Source organism: Parabacteroides sp. KHUB-02 (genome assembly GCF_056640955.1).
In genome coordinates this window covers 440,350-465,856 of record NZ_JBWQEV010000002.1, presented here as the reverse complement: position 1 = coordinate 465,856, position 25,507 = coordinate 440,350, and the positions used below count along the sequence as shown (strand labels likewise).

The window sequence follows — 25,507 nt, the reverse complement described above, 5'->3', positions numbered from 1 at the left end:
TGTAACTACTTAATCCGATAAATAAAACAGGTATGAAACGACAAATTTTCTCGCTGTTCCTGCTCTTGCTCACGTTGGTAGCTTGTGGGGATAAGCCTTTGGACCCGAATAAACCCGTATATGTGAAAATCAAGACGACGATGGGAGACGTCACCGTCCTGCTATACGACGATACGCCTCTTCACCGGGATAACTTCATAAAGCTCTGCCAGTCGAACGAGTATGAGGGTATGCTTTTCCACCGTGTTATCAAGGAGTTTGTCGTGCAAGGTGGTGATCCGGAGAGTAAGGCGCATGAGCCGGGTGCCTTGTATGGGGATGGCGATGGTGGTTATACCGTTCCCGCTGAGATATTACCCAATCATTTTAATAAGAAAGGCGCTTTGATCGACGCGAAAGAGATCGATGCCGTGAATCCGGAACGTGCCTCCGCCGGTACGCAGTTCTGTTTTGTGCAAGGGAAAGTCTTGGACGACAAGGAGCTTGCGGAGAAAGAGGCTCGTATCAATGAGATCCGCCGCAACTGGTTGTACTATAAATTCCGGGATGAGCTGAAAAAGCAAGATCCTTCCTTGGCCGCCGATTCCTTGGAGAATGAGTTACATGCCCGTGCGTCCATCTTGGTGGAAGATACGTTGGCGGTATTAGGCCCGGTAGTGATCCCGGCCGAACGGCGTGAGATTTATAAGACGATCGGTGGCGTTCCGCATCTGGATGGCTCGGTAACGATCTTTGGCGAGGTAGTGGAAGGCCTCGATATCGTAGAGAAGATCTCCGTGGTAAAGACGGATAAGAACGATCGTCCTTTACACGACGTGATGATTAAATCGACGAAGGTTTTCCAGAAATAATAACAATGCCTATTATAAGGAGGTAACGATGCCCATTGTAAACTCCTTATAATGGGCATCGTAAACACTTTAGAATGGGCATTGTTAAAACTATCGTATAGCTCTTGTTATACGAGGCTGATCGCTAGCTTGTTATACTAAAAGTATCATCGATCATATTTGGCTCTCGAGCCATTCCAGATACTTCTTTACTCCCTTCGTATCTTCCGCCTCGGGGCTCCAAGGCGCTAGGTTCTCCGGTGCTAGCGGCGCAAACGGCCCTTGCTTTATCTCATAAATAACCGATCCGGATTCCAGTACCAGAAGCCCGTGCCATGTTCCGGCCTTGATCTCCGCTCCATAAGCGCCTTCCTTTGGATTCAGTATCGTTTTCTCCGTGATATTCCCTTCCTCGTCAAACAAGAATACCGCTACCTTCCCACGTAGCAACAAGAAGATCTCGTCTTTCGCCGGATTTAAATGCCGGTGCGGACGCAAATACGTACCGGGCTCCATGGCATTCAGTAACCGATTGATCGGATCATCCAATCTCTCATGGAAATTATAGTTCATTCGCAGGCGGGGAGACTGCAAGGCTTTGGCCTGGGTCTCGTCGAGTAATTGTTCGTTGATTATCTTCATCTTTGTATCTTATTGTATTTCTGAGCCACGAATATACGAAATATTTATTGGTCAATGCTTGATATTCCTTATCTTTGCGCCTTGATGATACATATTCTTGAGTCTGAAAATTAAATATTTATGTTATTTAATTCCATAGAGTTCCTTATATTCCTGCCATTGGTTTTCTTTGGTTACTGGTTTGTTTTCAAGTCTTTGCGGTGGCAAAATCTATTTGTGGTAGCTGTTAGTTACCTGTTCTACGGATGGTGGGACTGGCGCTTTTTGCTGCTGATCCTGTTTACGTCGTTATGCAGTTACTTGAGTGGAGTCTATTTGGAGAAATGCGCTGGCAACCGGTCGGTCCAAAAGTGGATAAGTGCCGGCAATATTTTACTGAACCTTTCGATCTTGGGTGTGTTTAAGTACTTTGATTTTTTTACCGAGAATTTGGTAAATGTCCTTCACCTATTGGGCTGGGATGCCGATTACGTGACGTTGAATATCTTACTCCCTGTCGGGATCAGCTTTTATACGTTTCAGGCTTTGAGCTATACGATTGATGTTTACCAAGGTAAAATCAAGGCGACTCATGATATCGTGGCATTCTTCGCTTATATCAGTTTCTTCCCCCAATTAGTGGCGGGCCCGATAGAACGGGCTACTCATTTGTTGCCTCAGTTTCTCCGGCCTCGTAATTTCGATTGTGATCTGGCGTTGGATGGTATACGCCAGATGCTTTGGGGATTTTTCAAGAAAGTGGTGGTTGCCGATAACTGCGCTTTGTTCGTGAACGGTGTGTTTGAGAATTACCAGACGTTGGATGGGAGTACCTTGTTTCTGGGGGCTTTCTTCTTTACGATACAGATTTACGGTGATTTTTCCGGATACTCGGATATAGCGATCGGCTGTGCCCGGTTATTTGGCATAGACCTTATGCAGAACTTTAAGTATCCTTATTTCTCTCGGGATATAGCGGAGTTTTGGCGGCGTTGGCATATATCGTTGACGACTTGGTTCCGGGATTATATCTATATACCGCTAGGGGGGAGCCGGGCCGGAAAATGGAAGAGCTTCCGGAATACCCTTGTTATTTTCTTGGTAAGTGGATTCTGGCATGGGGCTAACTGGACGTTTGTGGCATGGGGAGCGTATCATGCGTTGTTGTTTCTGCCATTGCTATTGTTGGGTCAAAATAGGAGGTATAGAGATTCCGTGGCGGAAAACAGTTTCCTTCCCTCTGTGAAGGAATTGACACAGATGGGAGTTACGTTTCTACTGGTCTTATTGGGATGGATTCTGTTCCGGTCGGAAGATATATCTCAAGCGGCTGTGTACCTCGAGCGGATGTTCAATGCCTCATTATTCTCGGCTCCTCAACTTGTGGGCTTGGGATTCGGGCAACTCCTGCTGAAGAAATGTTTCTTTTTCACGGCTCTTATGTTCGTCGTGGAATGGATCGGCCGAAAACAGGCGCATGGGTTGATGATAGAGGACCTGAGCCTTCCGGTTCGGTATGTTATCTATACGGTATTGCTGATTATCATCTATGGTTTCGACGCCAGTAATCCACAAGGTTTCATTTATTTTCAATTCTGATAAGTATGAGAAGGTTCTTTATAGCTATATTCCGGTATTTAGGGGTGGTAGGATGTTTAGGGTTGCTTAGTTGTCTGTTGATCCGCTCCTATTTTCATATAAGCGTACCCAGCCTCAAGAGTGATCCGGAAGTAGAGGTATTGATTTTGGGAGATTCCCATCCTTTACATTCGATATCCGCCGATATGCTGGGGAAATCGAGGAATGACGCTAAATCCAGTGAGAATTATTTCAATACCTATATCGATTTATGCTTGAAAGCGCCTTACCTTCCCCATTTGAAAACCGTGATATTGGGGTTTGGTTATCACACGTTTACCGTGGCCGATGATTCCTATCAGGATGAGTTTCCTGCCTATATGTCTATTTATCCCCATCTGAAGGAGCGGGAGGATTTGCGACCCTTGGTACAGGAGGCTGTTTCGCCGGTAACCCGTAAGGAGGTCATGTATTCATATGAGTTTGGCGTTCCGTTCAAGAATTGCGTAGCTGAGATTAAAAGGAATGTGATCGAGCGTATTTTCACAGGGGCGACCGGGGGAACACTAGACGTTATTATCGATCGTCATTACTATGATGATAAGGGTGCTTATTTATTGCCATCCTCATTTCAACAAGAGATGTTGGGGCGAATCGTAGAGGAATGTAAGAAGCGGGATCTGTCTCTTATTTTGTACAATGCCCCTGTTTCCACGGAATATATGGAACGGGTTCCTCCGAGTTATCGAGAATTGACGGATTCTTTGGCTCGGGAATACGTGGATGATAAAACGGTCTTTTATTTAAATTATACGGCTGTATCGCTACCTGATTCTTGCTATAGGGACGCTGATCATTTGAATGAAATCGGTATCCATAGATTTACCCCGTTGTTAAAAGATACCTTGACTTGTTTGGGGGTAATTTCGGAATAGTTTTCGTATATTTGTAGAATAAACGATCGAATTAAATATACCACATGAAAGGAAACCCGCTTTATATCCTGCTTTGGCTATCCCTTATTCTTTGCTTTGCCTGTTCGCCCGGTAAAAAAGAAAAGAAATATGTCATCGGTGTATCTCAATGCTCGATGACGGATATTTGGCGTCAATCCATGATACGTGATATGGAAGTAGAGGCTTTAAATCATCCGGAGATCGAGCTGGTCGTAATGGATGCTAGTCAGGATAATGATACTCAGATCAGCCAGATAAAAGGTTTTATCAAGAAAAAGGTGGATTTGCTGATTATATCGTCGAATGAGACCGAGCCTGTTACGCCTGTCGCTGTTGAGGCGTACAGGGCTGGTATTCCCACTATCATATTGGACCGGAAAATTAATAGCGATGAATATACGACGTATATTGGAGCGGATAATTACGAGATCGGTCGCTCGATCGGAATGTACGTCAGCTCCTTGATCAAGAAGGAGACAACGATTTTAGAGATATGGGGGCGGAGAGGCTCTTCCTCCGCTACAGAAAGACATCAAGGTTTTGTCGATGCGATGTCTATTGATCCGAATGTGAAGATCCGGGAGTTGGATGGGTATTGGTACAGGAAGAATGCCTATGAGGAAGTCTTGAAGCTGGATTCCATAGAGGATGTCGATATCGTTTTCGCTCATAATGATATGATGGCCTTAGGGGCCCGTGAGGCGATTGAGGAGCGAGATTCGTCGCTGGTGGGGCACGTGGAATTTATAGGCGTGGATGGACTCTTGGGAGGAGGCTTGGGCGTGGAGGCGGTTGCGCAGGGTAAGTTGGATGCCTCTTTTTATTATCCGACAGGTGGTGGGGTGGCTATTAAGGTAGCTTGGCAGATCTTAAGCGGACAAGCTTATACGAAAAAGTATGCGTTAAGCACCGCTATGATCGATAAGACCAACGCCGGTACCCTTTATTTACAATCAGACCGGTTGGCAGAATATCAACGCCAGATCGAGAAACAGCGTGCGAATTTGTCGCAATTGCTCTCGAAATATAACTTTCTTTATAGTTCCTTGATTATTATCTTGATATTGGCGCTTTTATTGGGTGGTTCTGCTATTTACATGGTTTATATTAATCGTAAAGTGCGCCAGAATAATCTTTTGTTGAATGAGAGAAATCGTTTGGTACAACAACAGAAAGAGGAACTCTCGGTAGCAAACCAGCGCATCGAGCAAGTCACGACACAGAAATTGCAGTTCTTTACGAATGTATCTCACGAGATAAAGACTCCTTTAACCTTGATTCTCGGGCCTCTGAACAAGATGGCGCAAGATGCCCCGGCAGGCGCTTTCGCGGATGATATCCGCATCGTTAAGAAGAATGCGGAACGCTTGAAACGTGTGATCGACCAATTGCTGGATTTCCGGAAGATAGAGAATAATAAGATGGGATTGCGGGTTATTAAGATGGATTTGGTCTTTTTAATCCAAGAGGTGAAATCTTATTTTAATAATCTGGCCCAGAGTAAGCGAATTGATTATACCTTCCTGCATGAAATGGATTCTCTTTTTGTTTGGGTGGATACGGACAAGATGGAGAAGATATTAACGAACTTGCTCTCGAACGCCTTTAAGTTTACCCCGGAGCAGGGGAAGATTACGATTCGTTTGCGGGAGGAGGAGACGGAGGTTGTCTTATCGGTGGAAGATAATGGAGAGGGTATTCCCCCGGAAAACCTAGCCTCCGTATTCGAGCGCTTTTTTACAAGCGGGCAAAGCTATGCTCCGGGAACGGGTATCGGACTGCATTTGACACGGGAATTTGTCCTTATGCATAAAGGCTCGATCCACGTGGAAAGCGAGCAAGGCGAACGGACAGTGTTTACCGTTCAGATCCCGAAAGGTAAATCTCATTTTGATGAATCTTGTGTCTTTCTGTCGAATGCGACGGAATCGTCCTCTGGTGTAGCGCATTTGGATATATCCCAAGTTCAAGAAACGTTGAATAAGAAATATGATTATACGATCTTGATCGTTGAGGATGATTGGGATATTCGCGCTTATTTACAGCATGAGTTGTCCGGGAATTTTAATGTACTTGTAGCGGAGAATGGTGCCAAGGCCTTGGATATTCTATTGAAGGAAAATGTATCACTGGTCGTCAGTGACGTGATGATGCCGGAGATGAATGGCTTCGAGCTTTGCCGCCGGGTTAAGTCGGATATGGCCCTCAGTCATATCCCGGTAATCTTGCTTACGGCTCTTTCGGATGACAGTCAACGCTTGTATGGATTTGAGGGGGGAGCGGATGAGTATATCCAGAAACCGTTCAATATCGAGATCGTGAAATTACGTATCATTAAGTTGTTGGAAGAACGTAATCGTTTGCGGGAGGTTTTCTTGAAAGAGTCTCAATCGCCTGCGGGACTTTCCATCGAGACAAAAGGGAAGGTGGAGAGTCTGGATGATTTGTTTATGCGTAAGTTTATCGCTTTAATAGAGGAGAATTATAGCGATCCCGATTTCAGTATAGAGAAAGGCAGTGAGAAACTGGGCCTGTCTCGTGTGCATTTATATCGAAAGGTGAAGGAGTTGTCCGGGATTACCCCTACGGACTTTTTGCGTAACTATCGTTTGAAAAAGGCATCCGCCCTATTGAAGCAGCGATCCGGAACGATTAGCGAGGTTGCTTATGCCACGGGATTCGGCTCGCCGGCCTATTTCTCCAAATGCTTTAAGGCGGTTTATAATATAACGCCAACCGAGTTTATAGAGTCTTTGTAAGGATGCTGCTAGTACAGATGTTACATGCGGGTAACGTCTGTTATTGTCCCTTGGAAATAAATCTTTTATGTAACTTGTGTGATTTATCTTGTAGCTATAGTTATCGTTGTATTTATAACGATGATATACTTTTGCGGTGTCGATAAGTACGAAAGTTGTTTTTAATAGAAAGACCATGGAACAGGTGACTGAATCAAGACGTAAACCAATTGTCGTTGGGATTGGAGAATTATTATGGGATATGCTTCCTTCCGGGAAAAAGGCTGGGGGTGCCCCGATTAATTTTGTCTATCATGCGTCTTGCCTAGGTGCTGAGGGATATGCTATCAGCGCTGTCGGAGATGATGAGTTGGGTAAAGAGATCGTTGATGAGTTGGATAAGAATCATATCCAGCATTTGATCGAGAAAGTGCCTTACCCGACGGGAACCGTTCAGGTAGAGTTACGAGAAGGTATCCCTACTTATACGATTCATGAGCGAGTGGCTTGGGATCATATATCGCCTACATCCGATGCGATTGATTTGGCGGAGAAAGCGGACGCTATTTGTTTCGGTACATTAGCCCAGCGTTCCCGTCAGTCCCGGGAGACAATACAAGCGATCTCGTCGTTTGCGCCGAAAGACGCTTATCGTTTGCTGGATATCAATCTTCGCCAGCGATACTATGATAAGGAGTTGATCGAGGAGTCTTTGTACTTAGCGAATGTGCTGAAGGTAAATGATGAGGAGTTCGATGTACTTCGGGATTTGTTCGGTTTAGAGGGAACCGAGAGGGATATCGCTTTATGGTTTATTGAGAAGTATGACCTTCGGATATTTGCCTTGACTGCGGGGAGTTCCCATAGTACTATTTATACGAGGGAGGAGACTTCTACTTTGCCAACGCCGGAGGTCACGGTGGCGGATACGGTCGGGGCGGGGGATGCTTTTTCGGGGGCTCTAATCATTTCGCTCTTAAAGGGGAAGTCCTTAAGCGAGGCCCATCATTTCGCTGTAAAGACAGCGGCTTTTGTTTGTACGAAAGAAGGTGCGTGGCCTGTTTATGAAGAGTAATTCGTTTATATCATATGTGTTTAGATGTTTTGAGTTTATACAATTTCGAATAGGTATTACGTTTTTAAGGTAAAAAGGTTGTTAGGATATAAGAAGAGAAAGGCAAAAAGAAAAAGATGGTTTTTGTTTTAGGTTAAGTTAGATTAGATTGGTGAAAAGTGGCTCGGCTGTTGAAGTCGGGCTATTTTTATGTCCTTATGTTTCCTTCAAATAGAATGGTCTCGATAACCTGCAAGATTCTTCTTACAGGCTAACGAGACCTTCTGCTTTTATCTTTTCTGATAGCTTACAATTAATAAGCTCTCTCCAATAACCAAGCGTCTTGGAAGTTAGGAGCGTATTTCGCCTTGATGGCGTCACGGCTATCGGCGGCGTCCGCTTTATTGTCGAAACTAGCGACGATCACACGCAACATACCTTGCTCGTTCTCGCCCAACACTGCGTTATAGCCATCATTCTGCATACGTTCTTTTAATGCGTAAGCGTTTGTCTTATTCTTGAAACTACCGACAACAACGCTATAACGTTTCAGACGGCTAGCGTCCTCGCCTTGAGCGGCGTTGATTTTTTCCGTACGAGTGGTAGCCGTAGAGGTTCTGGGTTTTGAGACAGGAGCGACCTCAACAACTTCTTCCTCTTGTTCTACAACCTCAACAGGAGCCGTCGACTCTTTTTCTTTGGCCTGTTCGTAAGCAGCCTTGTACGCGCTCTGTTTAGGTTTACATGAGCCGAGTGCTAATACCATACATACAGCGGCTCCAAATAACCAAATCTTATTCATACTGTTCAGTTCTTATAATTAGTAACGCGAAGATATAAATTATATTTAGTACTTTCGCACTCAAATTGTAATATATTATAACGGCATGAATAAATCTATCGGAACAATGATTATGGCAACATCTCTACTGTTAGGTGCTTGCAATCCGGCTACGGATGTGAACGTGAAGGAGACCGGTGATAAGAACCTTATCGGGAAGTCGGACATCCGGATCAAAGACGGTCGCATGACCCCGGAAGCTTTGTGGGCCATGGGACGTATCGGCGGTATGAACGTATCTCCGGACGGGAAAAAAGTGGTGTATACGGTGGCGTATTATAGCGTACCGGAAAACAAGAGCAACCGTGAGGTCTTCGTGATGAACGCTGACGGATCGGATAATAAGCAAATCACGAAAACCGGATTCGCTGAGAACGAGGCCGTATGGATCAAAGGAGGAACCAAGATCGCTTTCTTATGTAACGAGAGTGGTAGCAGCCAGCTTTGGGAGATGAATCCGGATGGGACGGACCGTAAGCGACTTTCCGATTATGACAAGGATATCGAGGGTTTCGCTTTCTCTCCCGATGAGAAAAAGGTCTTGTTTATCTCGCAAGTGAAAACCGTGAACAGTACCGCTGATAAATATCCGGATTTGGATAAGGCGACAGGTGTTATCATTACGGATTTAATGTACAAGCATTGGGATGAGTGGGTGACTACCGCTCCGCATCCTTTTGTCGCCGATTTCGATGGCAAATCGATCAGCAATCCTGTGGATGTAATGGAGGGCGAGTTGTTTGAGAGCCCGATGAAGCCGTTTGGCGGTATCGAGCAATTGGCTTGGAACACTACCTCGGACAAGATTGCCTATACCAGCCGCAAAAAGACGGGTAAAGAATATGCGATCTCCACGAATTCGGATATTTATGTATATGATCTGAATACGAAGCAAACGACCAATATAACGGAAGAGAACAAGGGATATGATACGAATCCCACCTATTCTCCGGACGGAAAGAGTATCGCTTGGCTAAGTATGGAACGTGATGGTTACGAGGCGGATCAAAATCGCTTGATGGTAATGAATCTGGAGACGGGTGAGAAAACATTCGTAAGCAAGGATTTTGACTCCAACGTGGATTCTTATTGCTGGAGCGCTGATTGCAAGCGTATCTATTTCACGGGCGTTTGGCATGGCGAGTCGCAGGTTTATCAGATAGACTTGGCGAATGGCAATAAGATTACCCCGCTGACCGAAGGTATGTACGATTACGCCTCTGTCGCTCTTCTGGGCGATAAGCTGATCGCTCAACGTCATTCCATGAGCATGGGAGACGAGATCTATTCGATCGATTTGACAGGGGATCATACGGTAACTCAACTTACGTTCGAAAACAAACATATTTACGACCAGCTTACGATGGGTAAGGTAGAGGAACGTTGGATGAAGACGACGGATGGCAAGCAGATGCTAACGTGGGTTATCTATCCGCCTCAGTTCGATCCGAATAAGAAGTATCCTACCTTGTTGTTCTGTGAGGGTGGCCCGCAAAGCCCTGTGAGCCAGTTCTGGTCTTACCGCTGGAATTTCCAGATCATGGCGGCTAATGACTATATTATCGTGGCACCGAACCGTCGGGGTCTTCCCGGATTTGGCTTGGAATGGAATGAGGCTGTCAGCGGCGATTATGGCGGACAATGCATGAAAGACTATTTCACTGCTATTGACGAGGTAGCCAAGGAACCGTATGTAAATAAGGATCGCTTGGGTTGTGTAGGCGCTAGCTTCGGTGGATTCTCCGTATATTGGTTGGCAGGTCATCATGATAAACGTTTCAAGGCGTTTATCGCCCACGATGGTATCTTTAATATGGAAATGCAGTATCTGGAAACGGAAGAGATGTGGTTCGCCAATTGGGATATGGGTGGAGCGTACTGGGAAAAGCAGAACGCTACGGCTCAACATACTTTCGCGAACTCCCCGCATAAGTTCGTGGACAAATGGGATACGCCTATCCTTTGTATCCATGGAGAGAAGGATTACCGGATCTTGGCTAATCAAGGAATGGCAGCGTTTAACGCCGCGGTTCTTCGGGGGGTACCGGCCGAGTTGCTGATTTATCCGGATGAGAACCATTGGGTATTGAAGCCCCAGAATGGCGTTCTATGGCAACGCACATTCTTTGAGTGGTTGGATATGTGGTTGAAGAAATAAAATTTGAAGGCCGTCCCCAAAGTATATAGCTTTGATGGACGGCCTTCTTTTCTCAACGCAATAACAAACTAAGCGATAGTAATATCCTTATCCAAATAAATATCTTGAATTGAATGAAGTAACTCCACGCCGTCTTTCATCGGACGTTGGAACGCCTTTCTTCCGCTAATCAGCCCCATGCCACCCGCACGTTTGTTTATGACAGCGGTGACGACAGCGTCTTTAAGATCTGAGGCGCCATGAGATTCCCCACCGGAGTTGATAAGCCCGACACGTCCCATATAATTATTAGCAACTTGGTAACGGCAGAGGTCGATCGGATGTTCTGTCGTTAACTCTGTGTACATCTTTTGATCGATCTTCCCGAAATTGATAGCGGTGAAACCTCCGTTGTTCTCCGGTAGCTTCTGCTTGATGATATCGGCCTTGATCGTGACGCCAAGGTGATTAGCCTGTCCGGTCAAATCGGCTGCCGCGGAATAGTCGATGCCATCCTTTTTAAAAGAGCTGTTTCGTAAATAGCACCATAATACGGTCGCCATACCTAGTTCATGGGCATACTCGAATGCGTCGGCAATCTCGACTAGCTGACGTCGGCTTTGCTCTGATCCGAAATAGATCGTGGCCCCTACAGCTACGGCGCCCATATTCCATGCTTCCTTCACCGTGCCGAATAAGATTTGATTGTAAGAATTCGGATAAGTAAGAAGCTCATTATGATTTAGTTTTACCAAGAATGGAATCTTATGGGCATATTTTCGTGCGACTGACCCTAGTATGCCGAACGTAGAAGCGACTGCGTTGCAACCACCCTCGATCGCTAATTTTACGATATTCTCCGGATCGAAATAAATGGGGTTTGGAGCGAAGGAAGACCCTGCGGTATGCTCGATATCTTGATCTACCGGGAGGATAGAAACATATCCGGTGTTAGCTAATCTTCCGTGCCCCAACAAGGTTTGCAGACTATTGAGAGTCTGTATGTTTCTATCTGAATTGACCCACACATCGTCCACGCAAGTGGGTGATGGAAGATGAAGCAGCGATTTATCAATAGTCTTACATACGTGATTTAAATAATAATCACTTTTGTCTCCTAATAAACTAATAATCTTAGATGTATCCATATAAATAAATATTTACTTAGTAAACAATCACTGTCAAAAATAAGTTCCATAGTTTTTATCGATTAACACATAGAATTAATCTATCGATGAATTATGGTAGTATCGGATAGTTTAGTTAATTTTGTGCCATACAACCAATAAAAATTTTGCGATATATGAAAAAGAAATGGATTTGCACAGTATGTGGTTATGTACACGAAGGTGATGAGGCTCCTGAGTTCTGCCCTCAATGTAAACAACCGAAAAGCAAATTTAAGGAATTAGTAGAGACAGAAGGTGCGTTGCAGTTCGTTGACGAACATGTACTAGGTGTTGCTAAAGGTGTAGACCCAGTGATTTTGGAAGGTCTGAACGCTCACTTTATGGGAGAATGTACCGAAGTTGGTATGTATTTGGCCATGAGCCGTCAAGCAGACCGTGAGGGTTATCCTGAGGTAGCTGAGGCATTCAAGCGTTACGCTTGGGAAGAGGCTGAGCACGCTGCTAAGTTTGCGGAGCTTCTTGGTGACGTTGTTTGGGATACGAAGACTAACTTGAAAAAGCGTATGGAAGCTGAGGCTGGCGCATGCGAGGACAAGAAACGTATCGCTACATTGGCTAAACAACAGAATTTGGATGCGATCCATGATACCGTACATGAGATGTGCAAAGACGAGGCACGTCATGGCAAAGGATTTGAAGGTTTATATAATCGTTATTTCAAGTAATTTAGAGGTATTAGTTATATGTTTTAAAGAGGGGCGTTCTGTGAAGAATGCCCTTTTTTGTATTTGATAAAGTAATTTTAGCCTTTCAAGAGAATAACGATACTATATTTTATGTACTTTTGTACACGTCAACCACAAGGAAAGATGCCGGAGTGGTCGAACGGGCCGCACTCGAAATGCGGTGAGCGGGTAACCGCTCCCTGGGTTCGAATCCCAGTCTTTCCGCTTGATAACTATAACTTATTCACGCAGAATACTAAATGAAGCATATCGATATTGCGATAATGTTTTATGAAATTTGCGATTTCCCTCATATCGTTTCTTAGTGCTACTTTTTGAGAGGGGATATTTGTGTCCCGTATGATGGAGTATACTTTGTCGAAGTTAAGGATATTGAAGGCGTATTCCTTACAAGCTATGGCGGCTTCGGTAGCATAACCTTTATGCCAGTATTCCGCCCTAAGCAAATAACCGATCTCCGGAACCTGTTGACCATTGAATTCTTGATAGGTGAGACCACATTGACCGATAAGCTCTCCGCTGTCTTTCTCTATCATCCCCCATAAACCAAAACCATCGTTTTGATACCTCCTTAATTGCTTATCAAGCCATTCTTGTACCTCTTTTTTACTGAACGCTCCCTCGTAAGCGTACATTACAATCGGATCTTGTAAAAGCTTACAGATATTATTAAAATCATCTTGTTTTAATTCCCTTAATAGGAGTCGCTTTGTCTCTAATATCATCTCTTTCATACGATATTTCTTTTTGTCTTCTCAAATTGTTGGATGACTAGTTAGAATATATCGCTCAAGGAATACCGGAGTTGATCCATCATCAACGGCACTTCCGCCTCCTCGATTCCCGCTACAAGAAGATCGGGAATATCTTGATTGAACTGCTCTTGGAACTTCGAGAAATCACCGGACTCTTTCTCCACGGCTTTTTTATAAAAAGCAAGCGCTCCCTTGATATTCTGTAATGCCCATTCCGTATGTCCCGCATTCAAGAAATCTTGGGTGTTGGGTTGATTATCCATGATCTTTTTGTAATAATTACGGGCCTGATCGTATTTACCGGTCAAGAAAGAACACCAAGCTATTGGACGCCAAGCCTTCGTACTTTTATTGTCCAGATAATCTACCTTGAAATAATATTTCAGCGCCTCATTATAATTCTTGAGTTCAAGATGGCAGTGGCCGATACATATTTGGATCGATAAATCATCCGGATTGAAAGCCTCGTAACGATGATAGTATTTCAACGCTTCTTCCGGTTGCTTTAAGGTACGGTAACAACCGGCGATCCGGCGAATAACCCATTTACTGTCTGGATTGATAAGATCCGCATGTAAATAAGCCTCCAAGGCGCCTTGTATATCGCCATTCATTTGTTTGCAGTAACCGATTTTCTGGAATAAGATATCACTTTCTTGATTTGCGTCGGATAAGCGATTGTAGATCGTGAGTGCGTCAAGGAAGTAATTCTTCCGGAGATAATACTCCGCTATAGTTGTCAAACTTTCCTCATCACTGACGTAAGGCTGCAAAATTGGCAGGTTATGAAAGTCTAGCGCAGATGTAAATATGTCATCAAAATCCAGATGTCCCGGATAAAGTTTGAAGAAACGATACAAGTCCTGTATGTACTGTCCGGATATGATTTCCAGTTTTCCCCGTTTACTGATTAATTCCTCCTTTGTTTGCTGAATCATCTCGGAGGCTTGACTACCAAACTGTCCCATCATCATTTGACGGGCTTGATCCGGCAATTGCATCATACTGAAATATAAGGAATATTTATCGGAATTACACATGAATGCCGCAAGAGTCATGGAATCTAGCATATCCTTTTCCGTTTGATTCTTGCTCAACTGATTGCCAAAAGCGGAATGCTCGGTCGTGAATGGCATGAACCAGTTACCCAGTTCCCGGAAAAAGGGGAAATGCTTTAGATGCACGAAAGTAGAGTGCATTACGTCCGCGCCTTCTTGTTGCAGTTCGCTGAACTCCTCCATTTTCTTCCCTAAGGAACTGTTCGATAACATATTCTGCCACTCCGGATTCATCTCGTTTCCGAGAAGTTCCGGATTGATATCCTTTAAGTTTATCTTTTGACTGATTTTAGGGCCTAGCTTGATCATCTCCGGAATGATCTCGTCTTGTAGCTTACGGGTGATCTTCTCTGTCTCACGGGCTAGGATAAAACGAAGGGTAATCGTGCGGATCGCTTTCGTGAAATTAGGAAATCCCTCGGATAAAGCCGCTAGTCGATCCGCTATCTGCGGATATAACGCCGTACGTTTCCTATAGGTATAGAGCGTCAAGAGAATCCCGATCAACGCGCGGTAACGAATCTCATCTTCTTGGAGATTGGCCGCATCGAATAATAATAGCAGTTTCTCCTTATCGAAAGCGGCTTGCAATCCCAACATTAATGCCGATACGATTTGGCTACCGATGATAAAAGGCAACTCTTGGTCATTCAATAGGTTCCTGATGGAGGCTATTTCTTCCTTATTGAGAGGATTCGAGGTCCAGATCTTATTGAATAATAGGATCGTGGCGGATTCGATTTGCTGCTGCTCCGTGATGGTTCCGGTCGGAGTCTCTATCTTCACCAGAGAGGCGTTTCTCAAGACCTTGTGGAGCTGGTCATAGTTGGTAAGCTCCTTTTGCATCATTCGCCTACGGCTATAATAGGAGAGAGGCGAATCTACCGATAAGGCCTTGTGCTTCACTATATCCGCGAACTCATAGCTGGATGCGATCAAGTTGTTGTATATCTGGTCTTGCATCGGATCTTTAGCCCCCTCGATCCGGTATCGCAACATATATTTATAAGTATCTTGTAGCTCGTTCAACCTGTCTTGGAATGAGTACTCACGTATTCCCGCTATTAGACTTTGGAGAAAATCGAACGCGTTCTTTAGCTCCTTTTCGTCTAATGAACCGATAATTCGGTTGTATGCTTTATTTATTTCTTGTATTGTCATATACTATTAACAACAAATGGTATGCCAAAAGTATAGTATTTAGGCTAAATTTCCTATCTTCGCGTACCTAAAAATAAATTTAGCAGATGAAGAATATCCGCAATTTCTGTATTATTGCTCATATTGACCATGGGAAAAGTACCTTGGCAGACCGTTTGCTTGAGTATACCAAGACAGTAGAAGGTAAAGACATGCAAGCTCAAGTCCTTGACGACATGGATTTAGAGCGTGAGCGTGGTATTACGATCAAGAGCCATGCGATCCAGATGAAGTATAATTATAAGGGTGAAGAATATATACTGAACCTGATCGATACTCCGGGGCACGTGGACTTCTCGTATGAGGTTTCCCGTTCTATCGCCGCCTGCGAGGGTGCGTTGCTGATCGTGGATGCGGCCCAAGGTATTCAGGCGCAAACCATCTCTAACCTGTATATGGCGATAGAGAATGACTTAGAGATTATTCCGGTGATGAACAAGATCGACCTGCCTAGCGCCATGCCGGAGGAGGTAGAGGACCAGATCGTGGAACTGTTGGGCTGCCCTCGTGAGGATATCTTACGGGCGAGCGGAAAGACAGGTGAGGGAGTGACTGAGATCTTGAATACGATCGTGGAGAAGGTCCCGGCCCCGAAAGGTGATCCGGAGGCCCCGTTGCAGTGTCTGATTTTTGACTCCGTTTTTAATCCGTTCCGTGGTATTATCGCTTACTTCAAGGTGGTAAACGGCGTGATCCGTAAAGGTGACCATGTGAAGTTTATCGCTACAGGAAAAGAGTATGACGCCGACGAGGTAGGTATATTGAAATTAGATATGTGCCCCCGTGAGGAGATCCGGACGGGAGACGTAGGATATATCATTTCCGGTATCAAGACGTCCCGGGAGGTGCGTGTCGGTGATACGATCACTCATGTGTCTCGCCCGGCTAAAGACGCGATCGCCGGTTTTGAGGAGGTGAAGCCGATGGTCTTCGCCGGTGTCTATCCAATTGATAGCGAGGATTTCGAGAACCTTCGTGCGTCATTGGAGAAATTGCAGTTGAACGACGCTTCCTTGACTTTCCAGCCGGAGAGTTCCGCCGCGTTGGGTTTTGGGTTCCGTTGCGGTTTCTTGGGCTTGTTGCATATGGAGATTGTTCAGGAGCGTTTGGATCGTGAGTTCAATATGGATGTGATAACCACTGTACCGAACGTTTCTTATATCGTGCATACAAAGAAAGGGGAGGAGATCGAGGTACATAATCCGGGAGGCTTGCCGGACCCGACCTTGATTGATCATATCGACGAGCCGTTTATCCGTGCTTCCGTGATCACGAACACTACCTATATCGGCCCGATCATGACACTCTGTCTGGGTAAGCGTGGCGTCCTGCTTAAGCAAGAATATATTTCAGGTGATCGTGTCGAGATTCATTATGACTTGCCGTTGGGCGAGATCGTAATCGACTTTTATGATAAATTGAAGAGTATTTCAAAAGGGTACGCTTCCTTCGATTATCATTTACATGATTTCCGTCCTAGTAAATTAGTTAAATTAGATATCCTGTTGAACGGTGAGCCGGTAGACGCCTTGTCTACATTGACGCACGTGGATAATAGCGTTACTTTCGGACGTCGTATGTGCGAGAAACTGAAAGAGTTGATCCCCCGTCAGCAATTCGATATCGCTATCCAAGCGGCGATAGGCGCAAAGATCATCGCTCGTGAGACGATCAAGGCTGTCCGTAAAGACGTGACGGCGAAATGTTATGGAGGCGATATCTCCCGTAAGCGTAAATTGCTGGAAAAACAGAAAGAGGGAAAGAAACGAATGAAGCAGATCGGTACGGTAGAAGTTCCGCAAAAAGCGTTCTTGGCCGTATTGAAGCTGGATTAGAAAGTCAATGGAATCCGTTCGCTAACTCAATGGATTTATAAAGAAAAGTCAATGGATTCTGTAACGGATTCCATTGACTTTTTTTATATAAATGGGTCACTTCTCGTTCACGAGCCGTATCCCGCCATCTTCCAGCGTGATAAGATGTTGCTTATAGAGTGCCCCGATCGCTTGTTTGAAAGCTTTCTTGCTACAGCGGAATAAGGAATAGATCACGTCCGGATCGCTCTTGTCGTGTACCGGGATGTATCCCCCTTGTGTTTTCATCGCTTCCAGAATGACGCCGGCGATCCCCTCTACCTTTTGGTAGCCTTGCGGCGTTAGGCTTACGTCTATCTTATCATCCTCACGTACCTCTTTTATATAGCCTTTCAGATGCTCACCTTTCTCAAGACGCTGGAATACCTCATTATAATAGATCAATCCCCAATGCTGGTTATTGATGATCACCTTATAGCCAAGATCCGTCTCATCGGCTACCAATAACTGAACCTCTTGATTCTGCTCGTAATCGATAGGGGTATTGTTCAAGAACTTCTCGATACGTGCGGATGCCATGATACGTCCTGTCACATGATCCAACCGGACGTAGACTAAGTACCATTTTCCCTCTCTCATCGGCATTTTCTGCTCCTTGAAAGGAACGAGCAAATCTTTCATGATACCCCATTCCAGAAATGCGCCGGCATTATTCACGTCTTTTACCTCCATGAACTGGAACTCCCCGACCGTTGCCAGAGGACGTGCGGTAGTAGCGATCAACCTCCCTTCATTATCATGATAAATAAACACCTCGACCTCATCCCCGGGTTTCACGTTTTTAGGTACGTAACGAGTCGGCAACAAGATCTCCACCCCGTTACCTCCATCCAGATAAACCCCGAAGTCAAGGTCTTTCACTATTTTCAGCGTGTTGTATTTTCCTATCTCAACCATATGTTTTTGTTTTGTCACAAACTTACGCAATAATCATGAAAAAGCGGTAAAAACAACTATAATTTTGATTTAGCATGCAGCAATATCTAGACAATTGCATCGTTATAGAAGTATCTTTATACTTGTGGTCCTTTTGAGACCTCATGTTCAAACTAAAAAACGTATATTTGCACCTTATTTGAAGAAAACAAAGATTATGAGAGTGAAATTAGTATCAGTAGTGGCATTGTTTGTCTTATTGTTAGGGGCTTGTTCTGTTCCTAAAGATGTGGTTTATTTCCAAGGAGTGGATGCCTTGACCCCCGAACAGGTGAGTAAGATGAATCAAGCTTATACCTCGAAGATTTGCCCTGATGACTTACTTACGATAACTGTTACGGCATGGGATCCGACAGTCGTTACTCCCTTTAATCCCCCTGTATATGCTTATGCGACTCAAGGTGAGACTACGACGGTTTCTTCCGGTCAATTAAGAACGTATTTGGTTGATCAGGAAGGTGACATAAATTTCCCTGTTTTGGGAAAGATCCATGTGGCGGGATTGACTAAGCAACAGTTAAGTGATAAAATGCAAGAAATGATCTCCCCTTATGTGAAAGATGCATTGGTTAATGTACAGATTGTTAATTATAAGGTCACGGTGATGGGTGAGGTTTCTCGGCCGGGTGCGATTTCCGTGAAAAATGATCGTCTTTCAATTTTAGATGCTATAGGCCAAGTCGGTGATTTGACAATTAACGCGAACCGTAAGAACATTTTGGTTATACGAGATAATAATGGAGAAAAGGAATTTGCTCGTTTGGATATTACCGAGCCGGATATATTTACTTCCCCCTATTATTATCTTCAACAAAATGATGTTGTTTATGTGGAACCGAATAATGCGAAGAAGAGAAACGCCCGTTATAGTCAAGCCCAACAATATAGTATAACCGTGTTCTCCTCAATTTTGAGCGCAGTATCTGTGATAACGACTGTTATATTGGCTATTACTAAATAATAATTAGATGATGGAAGTGAAAGACAACGAAACAATCGGACTTAAAAGTATTATCGTAAGATATCTATTGCAATGGAAATTATTTTTAGGGGTATTCCTGTTTTCTATAATCCCTGCGGTTTTATATCTGATTTATTACCCTCGTACATATGAGATGATGGCCCGTATCCAGATTCAGGAAGATAAAGACCTTGGAGGAGGTAGTTTTGGATTGGGAGAGGCCGCTGGGTTGATGAAATCTTTTGGGTTGGGGGGCGGTTCTTCTAGTGTTATTAATATAGAGGATGAGTTAATGATGTTAACATCGAATAAGTTACTCCGTGATATGGTATTGGATTTGGGAGTGAATGTGGAATACTCTGAGCCTTATTCTTTTGGATATCGATTGTATGAAGAGTCTCCTTTTAAGATGACAACGGATTCTATAACAAATCTGCGATTAGATGAGGATGTGGAGTTCTCCGTATCGATGTCTAATGGGAAGATTGAAGTTTTGGCTGAAACTAAAAGTATGGGAAAGAAACATTTTAATTTCAGTTCTCTTCCTGCCTCTATGGAGCTACCTAAGGGTATGTTTACTCTATCGTTTAATCAAGGAAAGGAAAATATTACATCTGCGAAATTGGATATTATTTATCATCCGGCAGGATGGATAGCCGAGAAGTTAGAGGAAGAATTTACTATAGAGGAAAATTCTAAGAGTTCGAATGTGATAGAGTTGGGATGTATGGATTATGAGCGGCAAAGAGGTTTGGATATGTTGAATACCTTGATTTTGCTATATAATCGACAAGCGGATATGTATAAAAAGAGTGAGGCTCGTAAAACATTGTCTTTTTTAGATGGGCGTATTCAAAATGTTATATCTGAATTAGCGGATGTGGAAAATCAAATTGAAGCCTATAAGAGTAAGAATAAGCTTATGGATGGAGAACATGATGTCCAGTTCTATGTGGATCAAATGAAAGATCTTCAAATAAAATTGATAGAACTTGAGGCACAAGTCAATGTGGTAGGGATGATGGATGCTTTCATAAAAGATCCTGCTAATAAGTATAATCTAGTCCCTGTTCTTTTGACTGCTCAAGAGGGAGAGAAAGGAAGCCCTTTAACATCTTATAATGAAGTGTTGCTAGAACGAGCTCGAGTGATCCAGAACTCAAGTATAAATAATCCTTTGGTTGGAACATTGACGAAACAAGCAGATGAGCTTCGTCAGAGTGTTTTTCAAACTATCAATAATGCTCAAAAAGGGCTTCAGGTTTCTATCGCAGATGTGAAATCAAAAGAACAATTGATTTATGATAAGATGAATAATTACCCTATTGCAGAGCGCCATTATGTAGAGTTGAAGCGTCAACAAGAAATAATACAGGGTGTTTACCTTATCTTATTACAAAAGAGAGAAGAAACAGCCTTAATTTTAGGTCAAGCTAGGGAAAAAGCACGTATATTGGATAGTGCCTATGTTAAAAGTAAACCTATCGCTCCGCGTAAATTATATGCGGCTATTGGAATGTTAATATTTACATTGGTTATTCCTCTTGGATATTTATTTATTAAAGAACAATATTATTCATTACGGGATGAATATAAAAGAGTAAGTTCGAAAAAGTAAAAAGGATCTCTTATGCGTCTAATAGGTTTTTTTATATATAATTTAAGCTATTTTGTACGAGGTTGCTTGAATCGTTTTGTTTCGTTTTTTTATAAACGTTTAATGATGCGGTGTGGGACTCATGTTCGCTTTGCTTCTCTATCCTCTTTGATTACATATAAAAATGTCTCTATAGGTAATGATGTCTATTTAGGTCCTCATGCAATTATACTTGCTACAGAAAGTAAGGTGTTTATTGGCAATAAAGTTTTATTTGGTCCCCGTGTGACATTAATTGGTGGGGATCATCGAATAACGGATGTCGGACGTTTCATTTATGATGTACAAGATAAATTACCCGGGGATGATTTGGATATCCATATCGATGATGATGTGTGGGTAGGGTCTAATGCAACGATTTTGAAGGGTGTGACTGTGGGAAGAGGAGCTGTGGTTGCTGCTGGAGCCTTAGTCATAAAAGATGTGCCTCCTTATGCTATTGTAGGAGGGGTTCCTTCTAAGATACTCAAGTTTCGTTGGGATATTGATACAATATTAGAACATGAACGTAAGTTATATGCTGAGGCAAAGCGTTTCAGTAAGGATGAATTAATTAGGCATAGAGATGAAAACTAAAAGGGTGTTGTTTTTAGCTACTTCAAGGAAGACACGTGGAGGAGTTACGGCAGTTGTCAGAGCCTATGAACAATTTCCCTTTTGGACTAACTATCAGGTTCGTTGGATCGAAACTCATATTGATCGGAATTTAGTCTGGAAGTTTTTATATGCTTTTATTGCTTTTTTGAAATATATCGTTTGTGTGTGGAAATATGATTTGATTCATATTCATACAAGTGAGCTTCCGTCGGTGAAGCGTAAATACCCTTTTTTTAAAATAGCGAAGTTCTTAGGGAAAAAAGTTGTTATTCATTTACACATAGGTAACCAAGTTGATGAAAAGGCTGGAAATAAACTTTACCAAAAGATGTTTCAAGGGGCTGATGCTGTTATCGTATTATCTCAATCTATCCGTCAAAAGGTAGAACTTTTATTTGGTCTGGAAGGTAAAGTGTATGTGATTTATAACCCTTGCCCAATTGTTCCTTCAGTGAAATATACAGATCAATATAAAGAAATTATATTTGCGGGAACATTGAATTATAATAAGGGGTATTCTGTTTTAATCTATGCTTTTGCTCGAATTGCAGCCTCTTATCCGGATTGGAAACTAAATATAGCTGGTAATGGGGAGTTAGCAGAAGCAAAGCAGCTTGCCGTTGATTGTCAAATAGAGAGCCAAGTGAATTTTTTAGGATGGGTGAGAGATGGGGCTAAGGATTTGCTATTTCGTCGAGCATCAATCTTCTGTTTAGCCAGTTATGCGGAAGGATTTCCTATGGCGGTATTGGATGCTTGGGCATATGGCTTACCGGTGATTTCTACTCCAGTGGGAGGTTTACCGGATGTTTTGTTTAATGAAAAAAATGTTTTGTTTTTTGAACCGGGGGATATAGAAGGGTTAGCTCGTCAATTAGATCGTTTGTTAGCGAGTCAGGAACTGCGTTATCAGTTGGGGGAAAGCTCGTTGAATCTATCAAAAGGCTTGTTTAACATGAATGAAATCAATAAGCAAATTGATTCTCTCTATAAAAAATTATTGTAATTGATAAAAGAAATGCGTAAAATACCATTATCTTATTATACAATCGCTGGAGATTATGTGTTCAATTCTATTCCAGAAGAACGTATAACAGTGAATACGATTAATGCTTATTCTTGGGTGATGGCGGATAAGGATCTTCTTTTTCGTCAGTCGTTGATAGAAAGTGATTATTTATTACCGGATGGCATAGCGGTTGTTTGGGCTGCACGTTTCTTGAAGAAGGAGCGCATCCAGAAGATTGCGGGAGCAGATTTACATCAGATGGTCCTAGAGACATTGGAAAGACAAAGTGGGAAATGTTTTTATTTGGGGGCTTCGGAGGCAACGCTCTCAAAAATAAAGGAACGTTTGTCTTATGAATACCCTCATATAGAAGTGTCTACTTATAGTCCTCCGTTTAAGGCTACTTTCTCAGAAGAGGATAATCAAGAGATGATAAGGCTAGTCAATGACTTTGCTCCAGATGCTTTATTTGTCGGAATGACAGCCCCTAAACAAGAGAAATGGATTTTTGAGAATCATAAGGCTTTAAATGCTCATATTACCTGTGGGATTGGTGCAGTGTTTGATTTTTATGCTGGAACAAAAAAACGTCCTTCCCGTTGGATGATTAATATGGGACTAGAGTGGCTCGGTCGTTTGATTAGTGATCCGAAACGTCTTTGGAGGCGATATATTATTTATAATCCAGTTTTTGTTTGGAAAATCTTAAGGCTGCGCTTTCTCAAATCTTGATATGTTAAAAATATTAGACTAGTACTACCTCCGATTGAAAGGCGCTAAGATTTTCAATCGGAGGTGTTATTTTTATAATATAGGCTTTAATAAAGCTGCGTGTTGCTGAATTCGTTTTTCAGGAGGAGGTGGTGTCATATATGTCTTTCCATATAGTTGAGATAGATAAGCATCAGCATTTTGTGGTCCAAGGAATGTATACCCTTCAAAAATATATTCTTTTAGAGGGAAGATTTCATTATAATTGAAATACCGTCTCCAAGGTGTGTCAAAGCCATGTCCGATCAGACATTGTTCTCCTAGATATAGATTATTATGGATATATCTTCTGGACTGTCGCAAATATCTTTTTGTTAAGGCCCTCAATATGGGGTTTAAGTAAGAAACAAATCTTTTTACGGTTGAATTTTTCTTGTCTAATTCAGCATCTAGCCCTTTGCACAAATAGAAGAAATATGACTTATGTCTTTGTTCTTTTTTGAATATCGTTGGATTTAAATGATAACGGTCTGCAGGGAAAATGTCTATAAATAATCCCATGTTATACTGTTTATTTTCTATTCCATTTGAAATAATCAAACTATTCTTATCTCTTATTTTGCAAGGTAAGGCCAAATAATCGTAAAAGGGATCCGTTTCTCTTGTTTGTAGAAATAAGTCTTTGGGTAACTCCGTTTGAGCTATAGTTAAAAACTTCTCATAATCTTCCCTTATAATACAAATGTCTAAATCATCATCCCAAGGGATAAATCCTTGATGACGTATGGCTCCTAGTAGTGTTCCAGAACACATCCAATATTTTAAATTATGCTGCCTGCATATATGATCAATAATTTTAAACATGCGCAACATAACCAGTTGTGCTTGTCGGAGAGTTGTTTCTCCAGATTGCCGATTATCGGGAAAAAGTTTATTGTAGTCAGTCATTATTTTATTTTATTGATTGTTTTATCTTGGATAATATCATTTTCTTGTTCTTTAAAGGAGATAGATTGTTCTTTTTGATTTGCGGCAACTAGCCCTAGAAAAACCATCATAAATAGACCTCTGTTACTAGTGAACGATGCGTCTGCTATATTTTCGATAAGCAGGAAGCCTATGATAAGACATGTTATCGTTAATAATTTAGAGTCGTTCGTGATTTTACTGTATGTGATGGATTTCATGATGATATATATCCAAAAGAGGATAAAAAGAATGATTCCTGCAAAACCGAATTGAGCCAATGAAGGATAATAGGTGTCCGCAATGAATTTATTGTACGATTTGCTTAGTCCCCAAACAGAATCAATGCCATATTTACTATAAATGTTTGAATAAAATACGGCGGAAGTGTGTGTGCCGAAACTAGCTAGACCAGATCCAAAAGGAATGTAATCAAGTAATATGAGAAAAGATGTCGCATAAAGAACAAATCGGGCTAAAAGATCTTTTTCACTAGCATCACCGTCTTCTGTGAATCCTTGTATGAAATAGAGATCTATCTTTTCTCTGGCCACGAATATTATAGCAGCTAATAATATTATACAAGCCATTACGTTTCGGAAATTTATTTTAAGATTCTCTATTTTCCCTAAATAGAAAACAGTGAATATCGCTAGTGCAAAAAATCCATAGAATTTTGATCGTCCGGAGGAGATACCTATAGCTAGCATCGCTAAAAAAAGTAATTTGTCTTTTAGCGTGTATTCGCTGCAATATAAATAGGTTAAGGCTAATGCGGTAATTAATGCCGCATAACAAGATGGATGACCAATTATGTGGAAAAATATTCTCACATTATAAAATCCGATAATTCCTAAAGGTAGAAATAAGCACCATAGTAAAAGGCATAGGTCTTGTAATATCTTTTTTTGTTTTTTATTAAACTTGGGCATTAATTGGTAAGTACAGAAAAATGCAAGATATGGTTTCATTTGTATGATCAAATCCATACATATTGCTTTTATTGAGTTGCTACCAATATAAATGGAGTAACAAACGTAGAAAAGAAAAATTCCAAGTACCAATAAGAAAAATTTATTGATAGGCCAATCTTTAGAGAGAAACATATTCCTAAAAAATAGAACTAGTAAAAGAAGACCGCATACTTCGTCT

Annotated in this window: 21 protein-coding genes and 1 tRNA gene; 14 read left to right on the top strand and 8 right to left on the bottom strand. The window is 42.4% G+C overall.

What is annotated here, in order from left to right; translation table 11 throughout:
* Positions 1 to 32: 32 nt before the first annotated feature.
* Entirely contained in the window at positions 33 to 851 is an 819-nt protein-coding gene (locus tag ACYIA1_RS22475) for a peptidylprolyl isomerase (protein ID WP_057326647.1), read from the top strand.
* Positions 852 to 1,004: 153 nt separating this feature from the next.
* Here ACYIA1_RS22475 and ACYIA1_RS22470 read toward each other — a convergent pair whose 3' ends face one another.
* Positions 1,005 to 1,472, bottom strand: a complete 468-nt coding sequence (locus ACYIA1_RS22470; protein WP_048928286.1) for a WbuC family cupin fold metalloprotein — start codon at positions 1,470 to 1,472, stop codon at positions 1,005 to 1,007.
* Between the two features lie 120 nt (positions 1,473 to 1,592).
* On the opposite strand from ACYIA1_RS22470, the gene ACYIA1_RS22465 reads away from it, so the two are divergent.
* The 4 genes from ACYIA1_RS22465 to ACYIA1_RS22450 all read left to right on the top strand — a co-directional run bounded on the left by ACYIA1_RS22465 (position 1,593) and on the right by ACYIA1_RS22450 (position 7,798).
* Complete coding sequence (locus ACYIA1_RS22465) at positions 1,593 to 3,050, top strand: MBOAT family O-acyltransferase (RefSeq protein WP_258919765.1); 1,458 nt, start codon at positions 1,593 to 1,595, stop codon at positions 3,048 to 3,050.
* Between the two features lie 5 nt (positions 3,051 to 3,055).
* On the top strand, positions 3,056 to 3,964 hold the full coding sequence (locus ACYIA1_RS22460; protein WP_121960867.1) for a hypothetical protein: 909 nt from the start codon (positions 3,056 to 3,058) through the stop codon (positions 3,962 to 3,964).
* 44 nt (positions 3,965 to 4,008) lie between these two features.
* Entirely contained in the window at positions 4,009 to 6,744 is a 2,736-nt protein-coding gene (locus ACYIA1_RS22455) for a hybrid sensor histidine kinase/response regulator transcription factor (RefSeq protein ID WP_121960866.1), read from the top strand.
* Positions 6,745 to 6,919: 175 nt separating this feature from the next.
* Positions 6,920 to 7,798 (top strand): carbohydrate kinase family protein, encoded by an 879-nt coding sequence (locus tag ACYIA1_RS22450; RefSeq protein WP_008771815.1) that lies wholly within the window; start codon positions 6,920 to 6,922, stop codon positions 7,796 to 7,798.
* 292 nt (positions 7,799 to 8,090) lie between these two features.
* On the opposite strand, the gene ACYIA1_RS22445 is transcribed toward ACYIA1_RS22450, so the two are convergent.
* Complete coding sequence (locus ACYIA1_RS22445; protein ID WP_005856008.1) at positions 8,091 to 8,579, bottom strand: SPOR domain-containing protein; 489 nt, start codon at positions 8,577 to 8,579, stop codon at positions 8,091 to 8,093.
* Between the two features lie 85 nt (positions 8,580 to 8,664).
* Here ACYIA1_RS22445 and dpp5 point away from each other — a divergent pair, with 85 nt between their 5' ends.
* A complete protein-coding gene (gene dpp5, locus ACYIA1_RS22440) occupies positions 8,665 to 10,776 on the top strand; it encodes a dipeptidyl-peptidase Dpp5 (protein WP_172618155.1) in 2,112 nt (703 codons plus the stop codon).
* A gap of 68 nt (positions 10,777 to 10,844) precedes the next feature.
* On the opposite strand, the gene ACYIA1_RS22435 is transcribed toward dpp5, so the two are convergent.
* Entirely contained in the window at positions 10,845 to 11,903 is a 1,059-nt protein-coding gene (locus ACYIA1_RS22435) for a class I fructose-bisphosphate aldolase (RefSeq protein WP_008771817.1), read from the bottom strand.
* A 155-nt stretch (positions 11,904 to 12,058) separates the two neighbouring features.
* On the opposite strand from ACYIA1_RS22435, the gene ACYIA1_RS22430 reads away from it, so the two are divergent.
* Both ACYIA1_RS22430 and ACYIA1_RS22425 read left to right on the top strand, forming a co-directional pair.
* The gene (locus tag ACYIA1_RS22430) at positions 12,059 to 12,610 is read left to right on the top strand and encodes an NADH peroxidase (protein ID WP_005856013.1); all 552 of its coding nucleotides are present in this window, start codon (positions 12,059 to 12,061) and stop codon (positions 12,608 to 12,610) included.
* 138 nt (positions 12,611 to 12,748) lie between these two features.
* Positions 12,749 to 12,835 (top strand) — tRNA-Ser (locus tag ACYIA1_RS22425).
* An 8-nt stretch (positions 12,836 to 12,843) separates the two neighbouring features.
* On the opposite strand, the gene ACYIA1_RS22420 is transcribed toward ACYIA1_RS22425, so the two are convergent.
* The gene (locus tag ACYIA1_RS22420; protein ID WP_005868101.1) at positions 12,844 to 13,365 is read right to left on the bottom strand and encodes a GNAT family N-acetyltransferase; all 522 of its coding nucleotides are present in this window, start codon (positions 13,363 to 13,365) and stop codon (positions 12,844 to 12,846) included.
* A gap of 41 nt (positions 13,366 to 13,406) precedes the next feature.
* Positions 13,407 to 15,605 carry a tetratricopeptide repeat protein gene (locus tag ACYIA1_RS22415; protein ID WP_121960864.1) on the bottom strand — a complete coding sequence of 733 codons (2,199 nt, stop codon included), beginning with the start codon at positions 15,603 to 15,605 and terminating at the stop codon, positions 13,407 to 13,409.
* 86 nt (positions 15,606 to 15,691) lie between these two features.
* Here ACYIA1_RS22415 and lepA point away from each other — a divergent pair, with 86 nt between their 5' ends.
* Positions 15,692 to 17,479 carry a translation elongation factor 4 gene (gene lepA, locus ACYIA1_RS22410; RefSeq protein ID WP_413639618.1) on the top strand — a complete coding sequence of 596 codons (1,788 nt, stop codon included), beginning with the start codon at positions 15,692 to 15,694 and terminating at the stop codon, positions 17,477 to 17,479.
* Positions 17,480 to 17,575: 96 nt separating this feature from the next.
* On the opposite strand, the gene ACYIA1_RS22405 is transcribed toward lepA, so the two are convergent.
* Positions 17,576 to 18,415: a CvfB family protein gene (locus ACYIA1_RS22405; RefSeq protein WP_005856099.1), complete on the bottom strand. Its 840-nt coding sequence runs from the start codon at positions 18,413 to 18,415 to the stop codon at positions 17,576 to 17,578.
* Positions 18,416 to 18,611: 196 nt separating this feature from the next.
* Here ACYIA1_RS22405 and ACYIA1_RS22400 point away from each other — a divergent pair, with 196 nt between their 5' ends.
* The 5 genes from ACYIA1_RS22400 to ACYIA1_RS22380 are packed head-to-tail and all read left to right on the top strand — an operon-like array spanning position 18,612 to position 23,410.
* Positions 18,612 to 19,415 carry a polysaccharide biosynthesis/export family protein gene (locus ACYIA1_RS22400; RefSeq protein WP_250788154.1) on the top strand — a complete coding sequence of 268 codons (804 nt, stop codon included), beginning with the start codon at positions 18,612 to 18,614 and terminating at the stop codon, positions 19,413 to 19,415.
* A gap of 7 nt (positions 19,416 to 19,422) precedes the next feature.
* Positions 19,423 to 21,033: a GumC family protein gene (locus ACYIA1_RS22395; protein WP_250788155.1), complete on the top strand. Its 1,611-nt coding sequence runs from the start codon at positions 19,423 to 19,425 to the stop codon at positions 21,031 to 21,033.
* Positions 21,034 to 21,045: 12 nt separating this feature from the next.
* Positions 21,046 to 21,648, top strand: coding sequence for an acyltransferase (locus ACYIA1_RS22390; protein WP_250788156.1), 603 nt, complete (start codon positions 21,046 to 21,048; stop codon positions 21,646 to 21,648).
* Positions 21,638 to 22,675 carry a glycosyltransferase family 4 protein gene (locus tag ACYIA1_RS22385; protein ID WP_250788157.1) on the top strand — a complete coding sequence of 346 codons (1,038 nt, stop codon included), beginning with the start codon at positions 21,638 to 21,640 and terminating at the stop codon, positions 22,673 to 22,675. Before ACYIA1_RS22390 ends, ACYIA1_RS22385 begins: the two co-directional genes overlap by 11 nt.
* Positions 22,676 to 23,410 (top strand): WecB/TagA/CpsF family glycosyltransferase, encoded by a 735-nt coding sequence (locus ACYIA1_RS22380; RefSeq protein WP_250788158.1) that lies wholly within the window; start codon positions 22,676 to 22,678, stop codon positions 23,408 to 23,410.
* Between the two features lie 72 nt (positions 23,411 to 23,482).
* On the opposite strand, the gene ACYIA1_RS22375 is transcribed toward ACYIA1_RS22380, so the two are convergent.
* Entirely contained in the window at positions 23,483 to 24,337 is an 855-nt protein-coding gene (locus ACYIA1_RS22375) for a LicD family protein (protein WP_250788159.1), read from the bottom strand.
* A complete protein-coding gene (locus ACYIA1_RS22370) occupies positions 24,337 to 25,344 on the bottom strand; it encodes an O-antigen ligase domain-containing protein (RefSeq protein ID WP_413639621.1) in 1,008 nt (335 codons plus the stop codon). Before ACYIA1_RS22370 ends, ACYIA1_RS22375 begins: the two co-directional genes overlap by 1 nt.
* Positions 25,345 to 25,507 lie beyond the last annotated feature (163 nt).